The 18853-nt window shown below is 47.4% G+C and carries 19 protein-coding genes; 12 read left to right on the forward strand and 7 right to left on the reverse strand.

The features are described 5' to 3' along the window. Positions 1-65: 65 nt before the first annotated feature. Together DSM107010_RS25755 and DSM107010_RS25760 are read right to left on the reverse strand one after the other, a co-directional pair. Complete coding sequence (locus DSM107010_RS25755) at positions 66-2189, reverse strand: TonB-dependent siderophore receptor (RefSeq protein WP_241994347.1); 2124 nt, start codon at positions 2187-2189, stop codon at positions 66-68. A 105-nt stretch (positions 2190-2294) separates the two neighbouring features. Next, entirely contained in the window at positions 2295-3284 is a 990-nt protein-coding gene (locus DSM107010_RS25760) for an AraC family transcriptional regulator (protein WP_106169393.1), read from the reverse strand. Between the two features lie 172 nt (positions 3285-3456). On the opposite strand from DSM107010_RS25760, the gene leuB reads away from it, so the two are divergent. The 3 genes from leuB (at position 3457) to DSM107010_RS25775 (ending at position 5870) form a co-directional block, all read left to right on the forward strand. Continuing rightward, the gene (leuB, locus tag DSM107010_RS25765) at positions 3457-4548 is read left to right on the forward strand and encodes a 3-isopropylmalate dehydrogenase (protein WP_015152534.1); all 1092 of its coding nucleotides are present in this window, start codon (positions 3457-3459) and stop codon (positions 4546-4548) included. A gap of 153 nt (positions 4549-4701) precedes the next feature. Then, a complete protein-coding gene (locus DSM107010_RS25770) occupies positions 4702-4965 on the forward strand; it encodes a hypothetical protein (RefSeq protein ID WP_015152535.1) in 264 nt (87 codons plus the stop codon). Positions 4966-5051: 86 nt separating this feature from the next. After that, positions 5052-5870 carry a prepilin peptidase gene (locus tag DSM107010_RS25775; RefSeq protein ID WP_106169394.1) on the forward strand — a complete coding sequence of 273 codons (819 nt, stop codon included), beginning with the start codon at positions 5052-5054 and terminating at the stop codon, positions 5868-5870. Here DSM107010_RS25775 and DSM107010_RS40020 read toward each other — a convergent pair. Beyond that, a complete protein-coding gene (locus DSM107010_RS40020) occupies positions 5840-6157 on the reverse strand; it encodes a hypothetical protein (RefSeq protein WP_199755741.1) in 318 nt (105 codons plus the stop codon). The genes DSM107010_RS25775 and DSM107010_RS40020 overlap by 31 nt on opposite strands. Before the next feature lie 6 nt (positions 6158-6163). Here DSM107010_RS40020 and DSM107010_RS25785 point away from each other — a divergent pair, with 6 nt between their 5' ends. The 5 genes from DSM107010_RS25785 to psbV2 all read left to right on the forward strand — a co-directional run bounded on the left by DSM107010_RS25785 (position 6164) and on the right by psbV2 (position 9264). Further along, the gene (locus DSM107010_RS25785; protein WP_041462322.1) at positions 6164-6370 is read left to right on the forward strand and encodes a putative signal transducing protein; all 207 of its coding nucleotides are present in this window, start codon (positions 6164-6166) and stop codon (positions 6368-6370) included. A gap of 156 nt (positions 6371-6526) precedes the next feature. Further along, positions 6527-7477: an acetyl-CoA carboxylase, carboxyltransferase subunit beta gene (gene accD, locus DSM107010_RS25790; protein ID WP_015152538.1), complete on the forward strand. Its 951-nt coding sequence runs from the start codon at positions 6527-6529 to the stop codon at positions 7475-7477. A gap of 468 nt (positions 7478-7945) precedes the next feature. Further along, a complete protein-coding gene (locus DSM107010_RS25795) occupies positions 7946-8143 on the forward strand; it encodes a hypothetical protein (protein WP_015152539.1) in 198 nt (65 codons plus the stop codon). A 66-nt stretch (positions 8144-8209) separates the two neighbouring features. Beyond that, entirely contained in the window at positions 8210-8701 is a 492-nt protein-coding gene (gene psbV, locus DSM107010_RS25800) for a photosystem II cytochrome c-550 (protein WP_106171078.1), read from the forward strand. 74 nt (positions 8702-8775) lie between these two features. Next, positions 8776-9264, forward strand: a complete 489-nt coding sequence (psbV2, locus tag DSM107010_RS25805) for a photosystem II cytochrome PsbV2 (RefSeq protein ID WP_015152541.1) — start codon at positions 8776-8778, stop codon at positions 9262-9264. A 131-nt stretch (positions 9265-9395) separates the two neighbouring features. Here psbV2 and DSM107010_RS25810 read toward each other — a convergent pair whose 3' ends face one another. From DSM107010_RS25810 to hisD, 4 genes are all read right to left on the reverse strand, one after another. Beyond that, the gene (locus tag DSM107010_RS25810) at positions 9396-10439 is read right to left on the reverse strand and encodes a cyclase family protein (RefSeq protein ID WP_015152542.1); all 1044 of its coding nucleotides are present in this window, start codon (positions 10437-10439) and stop codon (positions 9396-9398) included. 173 nt (positions 10440-10612) lie between these two features. Then, entirely contained in the window at positions 10613-11515 is a 903-nt protein-coding gene (gene truB, locus DSM107010_RS25815; RefSeq protein WP_106168075.1) for a tRNA pseudouridine(55) synthase TruB, read from the reverse strand. Between the two features lie 46 nt (positions 11516-11561). After that, the gene (locus tag DSM107010_RS25820; RefSeq protein WP_015152544.1) at positions 11562-11990 is read right to left on the reverse strand and encodes a universal stress protein; all 429 of its coding nucleotides are present in this window, start codon (positions 11988-11990) and stop codon (positions 11562-11564) included. 109 nt (positions 11991-12099) lie between these two features. Beyond that, entirely contained in the window at positions 12100-13443 is a 1344-nt protein-coding gene (gene hisD, locus DSM107010_RS25825; RefSeq protein WP_015152545.1) for a histidinol dehydrogenase, read from the reverse strand. A gap of 196 nt (positions 13444-13639) precedes the next feature. Between hisD and rpsT the strand changes: the two genes are divergently transcribed. The 4 genes from rpsT to rpoB all read left to right on the forward strand — a co-directional run bounded on the left by rpsT (position 13640) and on the right by rpoB (position 18761). Further along, on the forward strand, positions 13640-13942 hold the full coding sequence (gene rpsT, locus DSM107010_RS25830; protein WP_015152546.1) for a 30S ribosomal protein S20: 303 nt from the start codon (positions 13640-13642) through the stop codon (positions 13940-13942). Positions 13943-14011: 69 nt separating this feature from the next. Then, positions 14012-14797: a TatD family hydrolase gene (locus tag DSM107010_RS25835; protein ID WP_106168074.1), complete on the forward strand. Its 786-nt coding sequence runs from the start codon at positions 14012-14014 to the stop codon at positions 14795-14797. A gap of 313 nt (positions 14798-15110) precedes the next feature. Then, a complete protein-coding gene (locus DSM107010_RS42430; RefSeq protein WP_255409909.1) occupies positions 15111-15236 on the forward strand; it encodes a hypothetical protein in 126 nt (41 codons plus the stop codon). 222 nt (positions 15237-15458) lie between these two features. Beyond that, positions 15459-18761 (forward strand): DNA-directed RNA polymerase subunit beta, encoded by a 3303-nt coding sequence (gene rpoB / locus DSM107010_RS25840; protein ID WP_106168073.1) that lies wholly within the window; start codon positions 15459-15461, stop codon positions 18759-18761. Positions 18762-18853 lie beyond the last annotated feature (92 nt).

The raw sequence follows: 18853 nt of genomic DNA on the forward strand, positions 1-18853 counted from the left end.
TGACCCACATCAACGTATTTGCCGCTCACAAAGCCAAGTCAGGCTATCTTTGGGCTTAGAAAGTTTTAAAGTCCCACTATATTATCGGGATCTTCGGTTGTAACATTTGATTGAGAGATGTTATACCACGCCAATGTGGTTGAAAGTCTGTCGTTCAAATCTGCTTTAACTCCGATTTCAAACTGAGTCCCTCTAGTCGGCTCAAATTCGCTACCGTCAAAAGATTGACCGATGGATGGCTCGAACGAGCGACTGTAGTTAGCGTAGAGGGAAATAGGCGGAATTGGCTGATATAAAATACCCAAACGGGGACTAAAAGCATCTCCCGACTGATTTGTTTCTGTATCGGCGATCGAGTCTGTGTCAGTTTGCTCAAAGATATCGAATCGACCGCCTAAAAGTAGCTTTAAGTTGTCCGTAATTGTCACTCGATCCTGCACTATCAAACCAAGTTCTTCTGTCTCGTTCTTGTTATCATATTCAGACCCAGGTATGACTGCTCCAGGTGGTTGACCGTAAATTGGATCGAACAAATCGAGGGGAGCGATTTCTCTATTTTGACCGCTAAACTCACCAGTTACTCTACCCAAATCCAAGCCAAACAATAACTGATGCTGGATTGAACCCGTTGCGAAATTACCAATAACATCGGTCGAAAGCCTATAGTCGCTCTGCTCAGAACGCTCATTTAAATATATTCTCTCAAGTGTCCGGTTATCAGGTAAAAGCGCAGTAGGGAAAGTTCCTCCCTTACCATCATCACCGAAGTAAGCAGAAAAGTATCTAGTATATTGAAAGGCATTTCTTAACGACCAATTCTGATTAAATTTATGCTCTAATGTGTATCCAATTCTGGAACTTTCAGCATCAAGAGTACCTTCGTTGACGTTGCGATCGCGGGGTATTTCTCCATTAGGATTAGAATCTATAGTTCCAATTAAGGGCAATCCAAAAGTAATGGAGTCAAATTTGACATCTGCGTAGCGACCTTCAAGAGTTAATTTTGTATTTTCTGTGAACGCAAAACTCACTGCCGGAGCAATTACTAGACTTGTAGTGTTGGTCAAGTCAGTAAATAAGCCCTGATCTCGATAAGAAGCATTCAATCGATACAGGACATTCTTAGATTCGTCTAATGGTCCAGATAAATCAACTTCACCACGATAAAAATCAAAATTACCAATGGTTGCCTCGACGAAGTAGTAAGGATCGCGTAGGGGCTGTTTTGTCACCAGGTTGACCGTACCCCCTGGCGCTGATGAACCGAATAAAATCGAGTTGGGACCCAGAAGGACTTCGATCCTGTCATATCCTGTCAGGTCAGATCCAATGGTAGAAGAATTTAAAGAATCTTTGAAACCGTTTACCGTTACTGGGGTAAAAAATCCCCGAACTTGTAACCGCAATGAGTCAAAGTTAGTAGGAGCAGAATTACGGACACTTGGGGCATTGAGGAGCGCACTAGTAAGGTCGGCGCGTTGATCGCGTAGCACTTCTTGGGGAATGACTTGAATCGACTGGGGAATCTCCCGCAAGGGTGTGTTGGTTCGAGTTGCAGTTGATGTATTAGGTACGTTGTACCCTGTTTCTTGTTCCCCTGTAACAACAATTTCTTTTTCCTCGTCTTCCCCTACCACTGGTTTATCAGTTTCGCCCGACGGTGCTTGAGGTTTTTGTCCCTGCGGTGTAGAAGATGCTGCACTGGCAACGCCGAAAATTAAACCCTCCGTCGGACTGTCATACAACTGAATTGCTGGTAAACCCGTCGCACCTGTCACTGTCACCCGAATATTGTTACCAGCAGTCTGAGTTACGCTGACACGAGTAATCCCACTAGCTGGGTTATCTTGGCGAAATTCTTGGTTCTGGGGTAGAGCTAACACAGCATCGGGAATGTTAGCAATATATGACTTACCTAAAGCGATCGCCCTTGGTTGGAGTGCTTTACCTTGCGGAGTCTCTAATATTACCTCAATTCCAGTTTCAGTAGGGTTGAGTCTCACCCCTGTGACTTGAATTGGAGATTGGGCGAGTTGTCGATCCCCCCAACCCCCCTTATTAAGGGGGGCATGAGATTTCGCGTTTTCCCCTTTTGCTTCGTTGCCTGTCTCTTCTGCCACAGCAGGCGGGGCAACTAAGCACAGAACAACACCAGCCATCAACACCGATCGCCACAGATGATTTAACATCACACCGCACTAAAATTAAGAATCTTTTGCAATAGTAAGAGACTACCGAAGTCACTGCGATCGCAAAAGATACATTGGTGGGCTAGCGGGAACTTTTTTGGTGGGTTAGACGGAGCATTTGTGTCGCATGAGAAACTCTCTAGGGCTCACTCCAAACTGCTTGCGGAAAGCCGCAGCAAAGTGATGGCGATCGCTAAATCCCACCGCTTTCATCACTTCTGATACTGCCATTTGTCCAGTTGTTAGCAATTGACGCGCCTGCTCTAGTCGATATTTATGCAGATAGGCAAACACAGTTGTACCAAAAACCTGCCGAAATCCGCGCTTGAGCGTGTATTCATTCAGCTGTGCCTGCCTCGCTAAATCAGGTAAAGAAGGCGGCTGGTGTAGGTTTTGCAACAGCAGCGTTCTGGCGTAGTGAATGCGCTCCAAAGTTCCTGCATTTAGTGGCTTAATAGTCCGTTCTCCCATCTGTATTTCGCTTTCTTGCCCCAAAACCAGACTGACTAACTCTAGTGCTTTGCTCTCCAGATACATTCGCTTCATAATTCCCTGAAACGGACACTGCAAGATTTGCCACATTACGCTTTCCATTGAGGGGGTAATCTTAGCAACACGGGTGTAGCGTTCTCGCTCATTAGGTCTAATGAGTTGCTGAAGTCCCACAGGCAATTGTCCGTTGGAATTACCAACGAACGATCGCAGCGTTTCGGGCTGCATGTAAACCGTCACCTCCAAAGCCTTTTGCTTTGGACCAACGTTCGATTCTTTCGGCGCAAGTCCGCTACCGTAAAGCGCAAATTCTCTGTCACCAACGATTGTCTGTTTATCCTCATGCTGCCCAGACAGATGACAATGAAATTTTAATCGGCTTGGGAGTTCGGGGCAATGGAGAATCAGGCGATCGCACAAGCGAAAATTTGTAATTTCTAACTCTAACCCTTGACGCAGCTCGATCCACCGCATGTATCCATATCCGACTAGTCGAGGAAGTTGCCAAGTAACATCTAACGGGTCGAAAGGATCGTATTGGACAGTTTCGTTTACTTCTTGTTGCAGATCTTCCCATGCTTGCAGCGAGATGGTGATGGTCATTATATTGCTTGAGCAAGTGATATTTGCAAATCAATAGCAGATTTTTCTTAATAAGAAACTTTATTATTTAATGAGTCAGAATAGCAAGTGGAGCAGAGTATAATCCAGAATTTACGCTCCGTTTCCCTGCTACGATAGTTAACCCGATAAGTCTTTATCCAAATCACCCAATATGTCACAGCAGCAATACCGAATCGCGCTTTTACCTGGGGATGGCATTGGTCCCGAAATCATCCAAGTAGCGGTAGAGGTGCTAAAGCTGGTGGGAGAACAACTAAATATTGGATTTACGTTTCAAGAAGCCTTAATTGGTGGTGCAGCCATTGACGCTACAGGCGAACCCTTACCAGAGAAAACTTTGGAAATTTGCCGTCACAGCGATGCGGTATTATTAGCCGCGATCGGCGGTTACAAATGGGATAACTTACCGCGCCACCAGCGCCCTGAAACGGGGTTATTAGGACTGCGATCGGGTTTAGGTCTATTTGCCAATTTACGCCCCGCTAAGATTCTGCCACAGCTCATTGACGCTTCTTCTCTTAAGCGGGAAGTCGTGGAAGGAGTAGACATTATGGTGGTGCGAGAACTGACAGGGGGAATTTACTTCGGACAACCCAAGGGCATTTTTTCCAGCGAAACGGGAGAAAAGCGGGGAGTTAATACGATGGCTTACGCCGAGTCAGAAATCGATCGCATCGGACGAGTTGCATTTGAAACAGCTCAAAAACGCAGGAACAAACTCTGTTCTGTCGATAAAGCGAACGTGTTGGAAGTTTCTCAACTGTGGCGCGATCGCATCACTGCCCTTGCCTCAGAATATCCCGATGTCGAACTCACCCACATGTATGTCGATAACGCTGCCATGCAGCTAGTTCGCAACCCGAAACAATTCGACACAATAGTTACAGGCAACCTTTTCGGTGATATTCTCTCAGACGAAGCAGCTATGCTGACAGGTAGTATCGGGATGTTACCCTCCGCTAGTCTAGGTGCTAGTGGTGCAGGAGTTTACGAACCCGTCCACGGTTCCGCCCCCGACATTGCCGGACAAGACAAAGCAAATCCTCTAGCACAAGTTCTCAGTGCTGCTATGATGTTACGCTACGGCTTAAACCAACCAGAGGCAGCCGATCGCATCGAGCAAGCAGTATTAAGAGTTTTAGACAGAGGCGATCGCACGGGCGATATCATGTCCCCTGGTATGAATTTACTGGGCTGTCGGGCAATGGGTAAAGCACTGATTGAGGAATTAACCAAAGGATGATAGGTAATTGGTTATTTGTCATTTGTCATTGGTCATTAGTCATTGGTAGTGATTCTTCATTGATAACTGACAACTGACAACCAAAAAGGGTGACAAACCTAGATGCACCAGCTATAACTTAAGAATAATTTTAGATAGAGATGGAGCAATTTTGTGGTATATGCTGGATCGCGGAGAACTGAAGACCCCTCTCATCCCCTAAATTACCCTGTGTTGATCGACCCTACAATCTTGAAAGTAGCTCGTCAAATTTACCGCGACTACTGCGAAACTCACGCCTCAAATGCCAAGCGCCCATCAGGAGTTGTTGTCAATCAATTAACTTATCAGGGTAAGGTTCTCTTTTCCACTCAACCGATCCTGTTACCCCAAGAACGCTTCATCCCCATCGCCCAAATCGAAGCAGAAAACCCATAAGTTAAGTTGTAAGTCGTAAGTCGTAAGTCGTAAGTCAGAACTTACTGCACTCTTACCCCTTACCCTTGATTCCTTACCCCTCATAAATGGATACTCTCCTTGCCATACCAGTTGCAGTTATAGTTTTTGCTCTTGGAGCGTCTATTGGTAGCTTCATCAATGTTGTAGTTTATCGCGTACCAGCAGGGTTATCCGTTCTCTATCCGCCTTCTCGCTGCCCTCATTGCTTGCATCGGCTAGGAAAAGAAAATTTACCAGTGCTAGGGTGGCTGTTACTGCAAGGGCGCTGTAAGTACTGTAGAAATCCAATTTCCATTCGCTATCCACTTATTGAAGCAGTCACGGGACTGCTATTTCTATCAATTTTTTGGACGTTTGATATTTCAGCTCAAACCCTCGGTTATTGGGCTTTTGCCAGTTGGTTGCTGGCACTATCGCTGATCGATCTAGATACGATGACATTGCCCAACCCCCTAACACAATCGGGATTAGTTCTGGGTTTGATATTTCAACTAGCTATGGGTTATTTAGTTCAAGGCACTTGGGCAGGAGCAATTCATCAACTCATGGCTGGTGCGATTGGAGTTGTATTGGGAATTTGGTTGTTTGATGCCATTATCATCGTGAGTTCCATCTGTCTCGGACAAACCGCAATGGGTGGAGGGGATGCGAAATTAGCCGCCATGATGGGTGCTTGGTTGGGCTGGAAATACTTACTCTTATCGGGTTTTCTGGCTTGTGCTTTGGGTGCATTTGTCGGCGGAGGCGCGATCGCCCTTGGGATACTCCATCGCCGCCAACCAATGCCTTTCGGTCCCTTTCTCGCCCTCGGCGCAGTCATCACCGTGTTTGCTGGTGAAGCCATTCTTTCGACTTACTTCCGGTTGATGTTTCCTACTATGTAGGTATGTAGGGGTGACTGTATAGGGGTGAGGAGTGAGGAGCGAAGGAAAGAAGGTGGTGCGTGATGAATGGGGTGTAGGGGAGCCAGTGCGGTGCGGGGGTTCCCCCCGTTGAAGCAACTGGCGTTGTGGGGTGTGGGGTGTAGGGTGTAGTAAGTAGTATTTTTGCTCTCTTCTCTCCCTTGTCCCCCTTGTCCCCCTTCGCCCCCTAATCCCCACTGCCTTCGGTCGTGGGGAAGAGCGAGTTCCCCCTTGTCCCCCTCACCCCTAGCCCCTGATTCTGGTAACATGATCTTGTGAACTGGATGACGCTAAGGACGACGAGTTGGCGCTGGGAAGCAGAACTGATGCAACAGCTCTTAGAGGCGCATGGCATTCCAACACGGATATTAGATTTGGGTAGTACAAGCTATTTTGGTGCAGGCAGTCCTGCCGCTTTGCAAGTCTATGCAAAGGATCGGTGGACTGCCTTACTGCTATTGAGTCCAATTGAAGAGGAGTAAAGTAGCACTAAAAAATGTCAGAATATCTAAGTTTAAGTTTAATAACACGAGAGTAACTAAAGTAACCAAAATAAGGTATCGAAGTTACAGAAACTAGAAGTGTAGGGCATAAACGCTGTTTACAAATTTCATAACTGGTAGAAGATCGAGATAAACATGGCTACTAACGACGAATCTCGCGGTTTAATGTCTTTACTTGACTGGTTTGCCAATCGCCGCAAATCTGGTTCTATTAGTCAAGAACGGCACGAGCGTGACATTGCTGATGGATTGTGGAATAAATGCCCTGAATGCGGGGTTCTGGCTTACAACAAGGATTTGATGGCAAATCAAATGGTTTGTTTGGAATGTGGGCATCATATGCGGGTAGATAGCAACGAACGTATCCGCCAGTTGATCGATGCCAACACCTGGAAGCCAATTGATGAGAATTTGCGTCCCGCCGATCCACTACAATTTCGCGATCGCAAAGCCTATAGCGATCGCTTACGGGAATACCAAGAAAAAACTGGTTTAAATGATGCCGTGCAAACAGGTTTCGGTAAAATTGACGGTTTACCAGCAGCCCTTGGCGTGATGGATTTTCGCTTTCTCGGCGGTAGTATGGGGTCGGTGGTAGGCGAAAAACTCACCCGTTTAATTGAACAAGCAACCCAGAAGCGATATCCTGTAGTAATTGTCTGTGCCTCTGGTGGTGCGAGAATGCAAGAGGCAATGCTCAGCTTGATGCAGATGGCAAAAATTTCCGCCGCCTTAGAACGTCATCGCGCTGCCCAATTGCTCTACATTCCAGTGTTAACAAATCCAACGACTGGCGGTGTCACGGCGAGTTTTGCCATGTTAGGCGACATCATCTTGGCAGAACCAAAAGCAACAATCGGTTTTGCCGGACGACGGGTGATCGAGCAAACCCTGCGTCAAAAACTCCCAGATAATTTCCAAACGGCTGAAGACGTACTAGAACACGGTTTCGTCGATGCGATCGTTCCTCGTACCCAACTTAAGAAAACTTTGGCTCAGTCGATTGCCCTACATCAACCACTTACTACGGCTCCAAATCTGGTACATCTAGAAGGCATAGCTCTTAGTTCGAGTATTTCTAGCTAAATTAGCGTCTAGAGGTTAAGAACTAGCACGCGAAGTCAGAAGTCTTAGGGGCGGGTTTTTTCAAGATATCTACGAAAGAACAAATAATTCTATGGCTAAATCCGCCCGTACAGAAGTCAAAAACCTTGGCAAGCGGTTGCGAAGGGTTTTCTGTGCATTAAAGCTGCGCAATTCTACTAATATTAGATGCTGTGATTCAAGGGCTATTTGTTTTTGCTGTTCTGCATAACGGCAGAAGCAAAGTTTTCTGTCTCGTCTAGCCACAGAGTTTGCTAGTGGAAACTTTTAACAGTAAATTTACAATTCTTCATATAAAATTCATAAATCCGTCTTTCCCTAGCCCCTAGCCTCTAGTTCTCAGTCCCTTCTTCTTCCAGGTTTAGGAAACAAATTGTGCAGTGACATGGTATTCATACATAATTAGAGCGTCTGTCTCAATCTCTAATTGTTTCTAAACAATCGTTCATTATGGGTTTTGCCGATTTGTCCATTGCAGAAATCGCAGCGGACTATAACCTTCCCGCAGTGGAGGTCATGGTTTTGTGCGATCGCTTGGGAATAGCTTATAAAAATCCTCAGACCCGTCTAGCTTTGGAAGATGCTAAGGCAGTTATCAGTCAAATTTTGTCTCAAAGGCAAAGCTCTGAAGCTAGCGATCGTCAGTGAAATCGAACTAGAGATTGAGCAAACCGGAACAAGTGCTGTGTTGAGCGTCCAAATTTTAGGAGAACCATGTTCAAAAGATTAATCGGGCTAGTAATGGCGACTGTGATGTTAGCATTTGGGCTAGTTGTTGGCAGCGCCGCCGCAGTTGAGATGAGCGAAGCTATCCGTACAGTGCCACTGAATGACAAAGGTGACACTACGGTACTGAGCCTCAAACAGGTGCAGGAAGGCAAACGCCTATTTAACTACGCCTGCGCTCAGTGTCACGTTGGTGGTGTAACCAAGACTAACCAAAACGTCGGGCTAGACCCGGAAAGTCTAGCCGGAGCTTCTCCATCCCGCAACAACATTGAAGGGTTGGTGGATTATATGAAAAATCCTACTACCTATGACGGAGAGGAGGAAATCGCCGAAATTCATCCCAGTATCAAGAGTGCGGATATTTACCCAGCGATGAGAAATTTACGGGATGAGGACTTAACAGCGATCGCCGGACATGTTCTGCTTCAACCAAAGATTTTGGGTGACAAGTGGGGAGGCGGCAAAATCTATTATTAAGTTGTTTGTCATTTGTCGCGTGTTGTTTGCCATAAACTGGTGACTCATGACTGTTAACCATTGACCATGAACCAATGACCTATCGTTTGTTTGGCTGTCTGTTTTTTTCTCTCATAGTTTGCCTGGGAGTGCTACTGCTGCCAAGTACTCCTGCTCAAGCTGCGATTGACTCCTACGTGGCTCGGTATTTACATGTCACTGAGCCAATCGATTTGGAAGTGAGCGATCGCGAGACTCGTTCGTTTTCACCAGAAGAAATATCCCAAGGGAAGCAGTCTTTTTCACAAAGCTGCCAGACTTGTCACGTTGGTGGTAGCACCATATCTTTTCCAGAAGTTTCACTCTCTTTGGAAAAGCTGAAAGGAGCCATGCCATCGCGGGACAATATTAACGGTTTAGTTGCTTATATGCGTAAACCAATGACTTACGACGGCAGCGAGGAAACTTACTGGTGTCGCGAAGTCCCTGAAAGCTGGTTGACACAAGCACAAGTGGAAAATCTAGCAGCTTTTATTTTGACAGCAGCCAAAAAAGCTCCTGGCTGGGGTACAGAAACCTTCTAATTTTGTAGAAGTCAGGAGACAGAAGACAGGAAAAATTTAACATAGGCAGTATAAGGGGTGTTGTGTCCGCTTTACAGTAGCGGTGCAATGCCCCTTATTGTTGGAATCAGCAGATTGTCAATATGAACTGCTTAACGCGGTAGTATTGCAAACGAATTAACTGCAGCTCCTGTCGCACCTCTGATTCTAGGTGGATTCAGGACTAAAGGAAACTCGTAAACGCCCTCTTGAGCCAATGCTTGTGATAACTCTTCTAGATTTAAATTTTCTACAATGTAGATTCCGTTATCTGCAATTAGCGTGCGATGCACTGGAAAGACCGTTCCTGTGGCGGGAAGCACCTCAAAGACTAACTGATCGTCCCCTACCAGAAAAACTTTCTTCTTCGCCAGCCAACGAGCCGCTGCTTCGCCTGGACCTGGAAGAGGTTCTGAAAACTTTGTCGGTTCGGTGTTGAAAAACTTCCCATAGCCAGTCCTAATTAATACTGAGTCACCCGATTGAATTTCAACTCCTTCCGCTCGCGCCGTTGCTTCTAGGTCTGCGACAGTAATCTCCTGTCCCGCTGCAAGTGTCTCCACTCCTTTGAAACGGGCAACATCCAGTAAAACTGCTCGGTTGACAAACTGCTCTTTCGGGTAGGCTTCGACTCCTAGCTTTGTCAGTCCCAGATCGCTTTCGCTAGTTGCAGCATCTATGTCCCCAAATAGCTTGAGATTATTTGAAATATGACCGATCGCATCGATAGTGGGTGCGCCATGTTGTCCGCTAAAATCCATCTTATCTGTGGCAAAGCCAATCCCACCCGAAACCGTACCAAAAGTCTGAGTGTGTCTCGCTAATAGACTAATTGAGTAAGGGGTATTTGTCGGAAACAACGGCGAATTAGTATCCCAAGTGAAATTCAGTTCAATTATTCTAGCTGCACTCACCGATTCAATCAGTCTATCGAAAGCTTTTCGACGATTTTTCGCCCGACTCTCTTGTTTTGTCAAAACAGGCAGAGAGGCAAAAAAGTTGTTTTCATTGTTTACCCCTTCATCAAGGGCAATGCGATCGCTTGTCACAGAACTGACTCGTTGTGGCTGAGTTGTAGCGGCTACCACGAACGAGTGAGTCAGAATTACGCCAGCAGAAAGAATCAATATCCCAATCAAAAACAGATATCGCTTCATAAAAATTAGCTGATTTAGATAACGCAGTAACTCTGTATTAGAGTAGCTAGATTATTCCATATATCTTGAAAAAATACCGTGTTTCTAAAAGTAGTTCTCAATCTCCTCATAGAGATATCTAAAGTTTAAGCCCAGGGTAGACTGATAACTGATAACTGATAATCGATCGCCGACTATGAGGGAACAAAAACTATTTGAGGAGCTAACAAACATACATCATCCGTTTGAACTAAACGCCCGATACCCAAAAAGCGATCGCCCTCATTTTCAACTCGTAAACAAGTATCGTTTGTCATAGTAACGGGAACTTCTGGGTATGGAATTTTTTGACCCAAACACCACTTACGCGCAACTGGCTCTGATAAATTAACGCTAGGAAGATGTTGTAAAGCTTTAGCAGGAGGAATAGGCTCGAATGTGCCTCGCTCTAGCTGTGTGGCTAATTCATCGAAACTGAGACTTGCAGCAATTTCAAAACCGCTACTACGAGTACGAGTTAATGCTGCTAGCGTTCCACCAGTACCTAACGCCGCACCTAAGTCCCGCGCGATCGCCCGAATATACGTTCCCGCACCACAAGCGATCGCCACTTCCAATTTCGGAAAATCTCCCGCTTGCCAGTTTAAAATTTCAATCTTATATACCTCTACCGTGCGCTCTGGCACGTCTACTTCCTCTCCTGCTCGTGCCAAGTCATACAACCGCTTTCCCCCTACCTGGATGGCGCTATATTTGGGTGGTATTTGGACGATCTTGCCTTGAAATTGTTTGAGTTTTGGAACAATCTGCTCTAGGCTTAGATCTGTTGCTGGCTGGGAAGTCAGGATCTCTCCTTCTAAATCGTCAGTTGTGGTTGTGATGCCAAGTTGAATCGTAGCTCGGTAAGCTTTGTCTTGAGGCAAAAACTGTAATAACCGCGTAGCTTTGCCGATCGCAATTGGCAAAACGCCACTAGCCGCAGGGTCTAGCGTACCCCCATGCCCTACCCGCGACGTATGCAACAATCGCCTGACCCGCGCCACGCAGTCATGGGAAGTCCAATCTAGCGGTTTGTTTAAATTAATAAATCCTTGCACGAATTAGTTGTCAGTTACTTTAGTGACTTATGACTTACGACTGCTCTTACCTAGCAGGTTTGACTACTAATACAGAACAAGGAGCATTTTCCACTACTTGACTGCTAACAGAACCTTGAATGATTCGTTTTACTCCAGTCAAGCCGCGACTGCCGATCGCAATTAGGTCAGCTTGATAAATGTTTGCTAACCGAATAATTTCTTCAGCAGGATCGCCCGTAACGATCTCGATGATGCTTTCTCCTGGTATTTTTGCTTGGTAAGATTGCAGTTGCTTTTCTATTTGTAAATAGGGTAGTCCTTCCGCTACGGCTTGGGGGCGATCGCTGACAACTTCTTGACTTAACTCGACCGCAGGGACGACATGCGCGAGAACCACCTTTGTTGTCTGCTGGAGTTGCAGTTCTTCCAAACTCTGAATCACTCGTTCCTGAATTTCCGAACCGTCAAGAGCCACTAAAATCGTCTTTAGCACCGCCAAACCTCCCATACTACAGTTACCAGTTATCAGGTATCAATTCTCAGTTCGCAGTAAATCGTGGTGCGCGGTCACTGGTGACTGTTTACTGGTCACTGTTCGCTGGTCACTGTCCATCCTTTTCACCAGTTCCGATTTGCCAATCTCCCGCCTGCAAATCTTGCATTCGCAACCGCACAGAATCAGCGTGAGAAGGCAGTCCTTCGGTTGTTGCGAGGGTATCAATTGCCCCTGCAACTTTTTGGAGTGCTTCCGGCGTGTACTGAATCACACTAGAGTGTTTGAGGAAAGTTTCTACCCCCAAAGCGGAAGCATAACGAGCAGCACCAGAAGTAGGTAACGTGTGGTTGGGACCGGCTAAGTAGTCTCCTACAGCTTCTGGGGTAGAATTACCCAAGAAAATCGCTCCTGCATGGCGGATCTGCTCTAACAGCGCCCAAGGATCGGCTACTTCTAATTCTAGGTGTTCGGGGGCAAACTCGTTCGATAGTTGAGCCGCAGTATTGAGCGAGTCCACGACTGCGATCGAACCATAGTGGGCGATCGCTTTTTCCGTCAGCGTCCGGCGCGGGTGATTGACTAACTGGCGCTCGACTTCTGTTTGAACTTGCTTAGCCAAACTCGCATCTGTCGTTAACAATATTGCCGCTGCCATTGGGTCGTGTTCTGCCTGGGCTAACAAGTCGGCAGCAACGTGGACGGGGTTAGCCTGTTCGTCGGCAATAATTAGGACTTCCGAAGGTCCGGCTAAAGAATCGATTCCCACCGTACCGTAGACGAGTTTTTTCGCTAGCGTCACGTAAATATTACCAGGTCCCGTAATCACATCGACTTTCGGCAGTGTTTCCGTACCGTATGCCAAAGCCGCGATCGCCTGCGCTCCCCCGACGCGATAAATTTCTTCAATTCCTGCTTCCTGAGCCGCCACTAGCACCGCCGGATTCATGGTTTTTCCCATCCCTGGCGGAGTGACGATGACACAGCGCTTCACCCCAGCCACTTTTGCTGGAATTGCGTTCATCAACACCGTACTGGGGTAGGCAGCTCGCCCTCCAGGGACATACAGCCCCGCGCTATCCACTGGGGTGTATCGCTTACCTAATACCACCCCGTCCTCGTCGAAATGTACCCAAGATTTAGGGACGCGCTGGCGGTGAAATGCCTCGATCCGCCGACAGGCGAGCTGGATGGCGCTGAGTAATTCTTGAGACACCTGTTGGTAAGCCGCATCCAGTTCCGAGCCGCTCACGCGCAGGTCTTCTGGTTTCAGCGTTTGTTGGTCAAATTCTTCAGTGTAGTGAATTAAGGCGCGGTCTCCTTGGCGCTTCACGGTCTGAAGCACCTCCCGAACCGTCGCTTCCTTATGAGCCACTTGTTCGTCGTGGGTGCGATCGCAGATCCGCTGGAGTTCGGCTCTTACCTCAGCCTGCTGAGTGATGATTCGCAGCATGGAGTTCGGGATGCTAATCTAGGAATTGCCTGCTGGGGAACAAAACTATACTATATCCGCCTGACGGCGATTATGGTTTATTTGTTCTTGCTTCTCTAGCTTAACCTGGATTTTTAGTAGAATCGCAATCTTGTCAATCTAGGTGCTATATTAGTACATCTAGGATTTTGTCTAATTTACGTTCCCTAACTTAACTGTGGCTAATACAAAGTCTGCTATCAAGCGCGTTCAAATTGCCGAGCGTAATCGGCTGCGGAATAAAGCATATAGCTCAGCAGTCAAAACGCTGATGAAAAAGTATTTCAGTACTCTGGAAGCTTACGCCGCCAATCCTACTCCAGAGCTGAAGCAAGAAGTCCAACAACGGATGTCGGCAGCATACAGCAAAATCGACCGAGCCGTAAAGCGGGGCGTACTCCATCGTAATAATGGAGCTAGGAAAAAATCCCGTCTGGCTAAGCAACTCAAGCAGTACGAAATGGCTAAAACTAGTGGTTAGTGGCTAGTGGCTAGTGGCTGGTTTTAAGTACTTGCTACTCCCTACGACCCGAATCCCTACTCCCTAGTTATGCAATTGATCGACTCTCACGTACATCTCAACTTCGACGTGTTTGAACCGGATTTGGCAGCCGTGCGATCGCGATGGCAAGCAGCAGGAGTCGTACACTTGGTTCATTCCTGTGTCGAACCAGCAGAATTTGCCAGCATCAGGGCGATCGCGCAGCAATTTCCTGAAGTCAGCTTTGCCGTGGGGTTACATCCACTAGATGCCCACAAATGGACGGAGAGTATGTCAACAGAAATTTTGTCCTTGGCGTGTAGTAACGATCGAGTCGTGGCAATCGGCGAGATGGGACTGGATTTCTATAAAGCAGAAAACCAAGAGCAACAGCGAGAAGTATTTGAAGCGCAATTGGAGATCGCAGCTACCCTCAACTTACCTGTTATTATCCATTGTCGGGAAGCAGCCGCACAAGTTAGAGAGATATTACAGTCGATGAAGCAGCGTCACGGCGAGAAAATTCGCGGGGTCATGCATTGCTGGAGCGGAACTCCAGAGGAAACTGCCTGGTTTCTAGATTTGGGGTTTTATATAAGTTTCAGCGGCATTGTCACGTTTAAGAATGCTCGTACTGTTCAAACAGCAGCACAGATGGTAAGCAGCGATCGCCTGTTGATTGAAACTGATTGTCCGTTTTTGGCTCCAGTTCCCAAGCGAAAAGAGCGACGCAACGAACCGGCTTTCGTCTGGCATGTCGCTGAGTTTCTGGCTCACCTGCGCGGGGTTGAACTAGAAGAGATTGCAGCTCAAACAACGGCTAATGCTTGTCAACTATTCGGTTTGTCGGCGTGAACTAGCGATGAGAACAACGGCTCGGATTCGCTACACCTGCTGTCATAGGTATATTAAAAACGCCATAATGGTTAAGGAGCATGTATGAAACAATTTTTTAGCCCACCGCACAAAAGTTGGGAATATACATCATTACGCCGCCTCAACGTAAATTTTTGCTCTTACCCCTTGACAAAACATAGGTGAGAAAATAAGAGAAATTATTCTTTCGCTGTAGCAACCGGAATCTGCCGTCCCTACGATCTAATGAGCCAGAATAGACTGCTGTTTTCTTGTAACTGTCAAGTATTTGGTTTCCTGACTCAGAACACTTTTGATTTTTGCTTACGCGATCGCCTCAACGGGAAATTCCGTCAACGGCGATCGTTTAGCTGTTGTCTGCTTGATGGCTCGAGAACAGTTTAGAAATACGACTCTCGTAAAAGAATTCGGAATTTAGAACTATATGGTATACGGTACAAGCCTCTAGATTCATTCACGGAAAACCAGCAGATGCATAGCATCGACAATCCCTCCCCCACATTTATAACTCCATTCCAGTCTTGGGATTACACCCAGTCGAGGAAATAGCGTGGGTGAGATAACAATTCCGAATTCCGAATTCACAATTCCGAATTCGAGACGATCCGCCAAACACTTTCACTAGCGAGCTTCAAGACGCATGACTACAGAGATATCTAAAGAATCTACCTCCTACTTGCTGCCCGACTTGATCGAAATTCAAAAAGCTAGTTTTCGGTGGTTTTTAGAAGAAGGCTTAATTGAAGAAATCAACAGCTTCTCACCAATTACCGACTACACGGGCAAATTAGAACTGCACTTACTAGGTCAAAATTATAAACTCAAACAGCCTAAATACGATGTAGACGAAGCCAAGCGTCGCGATGCTACATATGCCGTACAGATGTACGTACCGACACGCTTGATCAATAAAGAGACAGGCGAGATTAAAGAACAAGAGGTTTTTATTGGCGACCTGCCCCTAATGACCGATCGCGGTACGTTTATTATTAACGGCGCAGAACGGGTAATCGTCAATCAAATCGTGCGATCGCCTGGAGTCTACTATAAATCGGAACTCGACAAAAACGGTCGTCGCACCTACAGCGCCAGTTTGATTCCTAACCGAGGCGCGTGGCTGAAATTTGAAACCGACCGGAACGATTTAGTTTGGGTACGCATTGATAAAACTCGTAAACTGTCGGCGCAAATTTTGTTGAAAGCACTTGCCCTGACAGATAATGAAATTTTTGATGCCCTGCGTCACCCAGAATATTTCCAAAAAACGATCGAAAAAGAAGGGCAGTTTTCTGAAGAAGAAGCCCTGATGGAATTGTACAAAAAGCTACGTCCTGGCGAACCACCAACGGTATTGGGCGGTCAACAGCTCCTCGACTCGCGCTTTTTCGATCCCAAGCGCTACGATTTAGGGCGCGTCGGACGGTACAAACTGAATAAAAAGCTGCGCTTATCGATCCCCGATACGACGCGGGTACTGACACCAACAGATATTTTGGCAGCGATCGACTACCTGATCAACTTAGAGTTCGACATGGGTAACACCGACGATATCGATCACTTGGGCAACAGACGAGTTAGAAGCGTCGGCGAGTTGCTGCAAAACCAAGTCCGCGTCGGCTTAAACCGCTTAGAACGGATTATCCGCGAACGAATGACCGTCTCGGATACAGATAACCTCAGCCCGACTTCATTGGTCAACCCCAAACCCCTGGTCGCTGCGATTAAGGAGTTTTTTGGCTCCAGCCAACTGTCGCAGTTTATGGATCAGACCAACCCCTTAGCAGAATTGACTCACAAGCGCCGCCTCTCAGCCCTCGGTCCTGGCGGATTGACGCGAGAACGGGCGGGTTTCGCCGTGCGAGATATTCACCCCTCGCACTACGGGCGGATCTGCCCGATTGAGACTCCAGAAGGTCCCAACGCGGGTCTGATTGGTTCTTTGGCAACCCACGCCAGAGTTAACCAATACGGCTTTTTAGAAACGCCTTACCGCGAAGTGAAAAACGGGCGAGTCTTGTACGATGGCGCTCCTATTTACATGACAGCCGACGAGGAAGACGATTTTCGCGTCGCACCTGGGGACGTGCCGATCGACGAACACGGTAACTTGCTAGGCGCTCAAGTCCCCGTGCGTTATCGCCAAGACTTTACCACCACCACCCCCGACCAAGTGGACTACGTGCAGGTGACACCAGTACAAATCGTCTCTGTTGCCACCAGCTTGATCCCGTTCTTGGAACACGACGACGCTAACCGCGCCCTGATGGGTTCCAACATGCAACGGCAAGCGGTCCCCTTACTCAAACCGGAGCGACCCTTAGTTGGGACGGGGCTAGAAGCACAAGCAGCGCGGGACTCTGGGATGGTAATCATCAGCCGTACTGATGGTGAAGTCAGTTATATCGATGCCACCCGCATTCGCGTCCGTGCTGCTAATGGGAGCGAAATTGAATACCAAATGTCCAAATACCAGCGCTCCAACCAGGATACCTGTCTCAACCAGCGCCCGCTCGTCCGTAAAGGCGATCGCGTTGCTGCCGGACAGGTAATTGCTGATGGTTCCTCAACTGAGGGCGGTGAAATTGCTCTGGGACAAAATATTCTAGTTGCCTATATGCCTTGGGAAGGCTACAACTACGAAGATGCAATTTTGATCTCGGAACGGTTGGTACAGGAAGACCTGTATACCTCAATTCACGTTGAAAAGTATGAAATTGAGGCACGACAGACCAAACTCGGACCCGAAGAAATTACCCGCGAAATTCCCAATGTTGGGGAAGATGCCCTGAGACAGTTAGACGAACAAGGAATTATCCGCGTTGGCGCTTGGGTAGAATCGGGCGATATCTTAGTTGGCAAAGTTACCCCCAAAGGTGAATCTGACCAACCACCAGAAGAAAAACTGCTACGGGCAATTTTCGGTGAAAAAGCGCGGGATGTACGCGATAACTCGCTGCGCGTACCCAACGGCGAAAAAGGTCGTGTAGTAGACGTGCGCGTGTTTACCCGCGAACAGGGGGACGAACTACCCCCTGGCGCTAACATGGTCGTCCGCGTGTATGTCGCTCAAAAGCGCAAGATCCAAGTTGGCGACAAAATGGCAGGACGACACGGCAATAAGGGAATTATTTCTCGCATTTTGCCTTTAGAAGATATGCCATATTTGCCAGACGGCAGACCCGTTGACATCGTGCTGAACCCATTGGGCGTACCTTCCCGCATGAATGTGGGACAAGTGTTTGAGTGCCTCTTAGGTTGGGCGGGAGCTAACTTGGGTCTGCGGTTTAAGCTAACTCCATTCGATGAAATGTTTGGTGAAGAAGCATCGCGATCGATCGTTCACGGCAAATTGACGCAAGCCAGAGAAGACACCGCTCAAGATTGGATGTACGACCCAGAAAATCCGGGGAAAATCCAAGTATTCGACGGCAGAACGGGAGAACCATTCGATCGCCCGATCACGATTGGGATGGCTTACATGCTGAAACTGGTACATTTGGTAGACGACAAGATTCACGCTCGTTCAACAGGTCCTTACTCCTTGGTGACGCAACAACCCTTGGGTGGAAAGGCGCAGCAAGGCGGTCAGCGATTTGGCGAAATGGAAGTGTGGGCGCTAGAAGCATTCGGCGCTGCCTATACCCTGCAAGAGCTGCTAACGGTGAAATCCGACGACATGCAAGGACGGAACGAAGCCTTAAACGCGATCGTCAAAGGCAAGGCTATCCCTCGACCTGGCACGCCCGAATCTTTCAAGGTATTGATGCGAGAGTTGCAATCTTTGGGGCTAGATATTGCCGTGCATAAGGTAGAAACTCAAACTGACGGCAGTACCTCTGATGTCGAAGTGGATCTGATGGCAGATCCGGCTGGTCGCCGCACTCCTTCCCGTCCTACCTACGAATCTCTCAGTCGCGAATCGTTGGAAGAAGAAGAAATTTAACTAGGAGTAAGGGGCGAGGAGCGAGGAGCGAGGGATAATTCTTATCTTCCCCTCACTCCTGACTCCTCACTCCTGACTCCTTCCTTACCCCT

Source organism: Chroococcidiopsis cubana SAG 39.79, from assembly GCF_003991895.1.
GTDB classification, from domain to species: Bacteria; Cyanobacteriota; Cyanobacteriia; order Cyanobacteriales; family Chroococcidiopsidaceae; genus Chroococcidiopsis; species Chroococcidiopsis thermalis.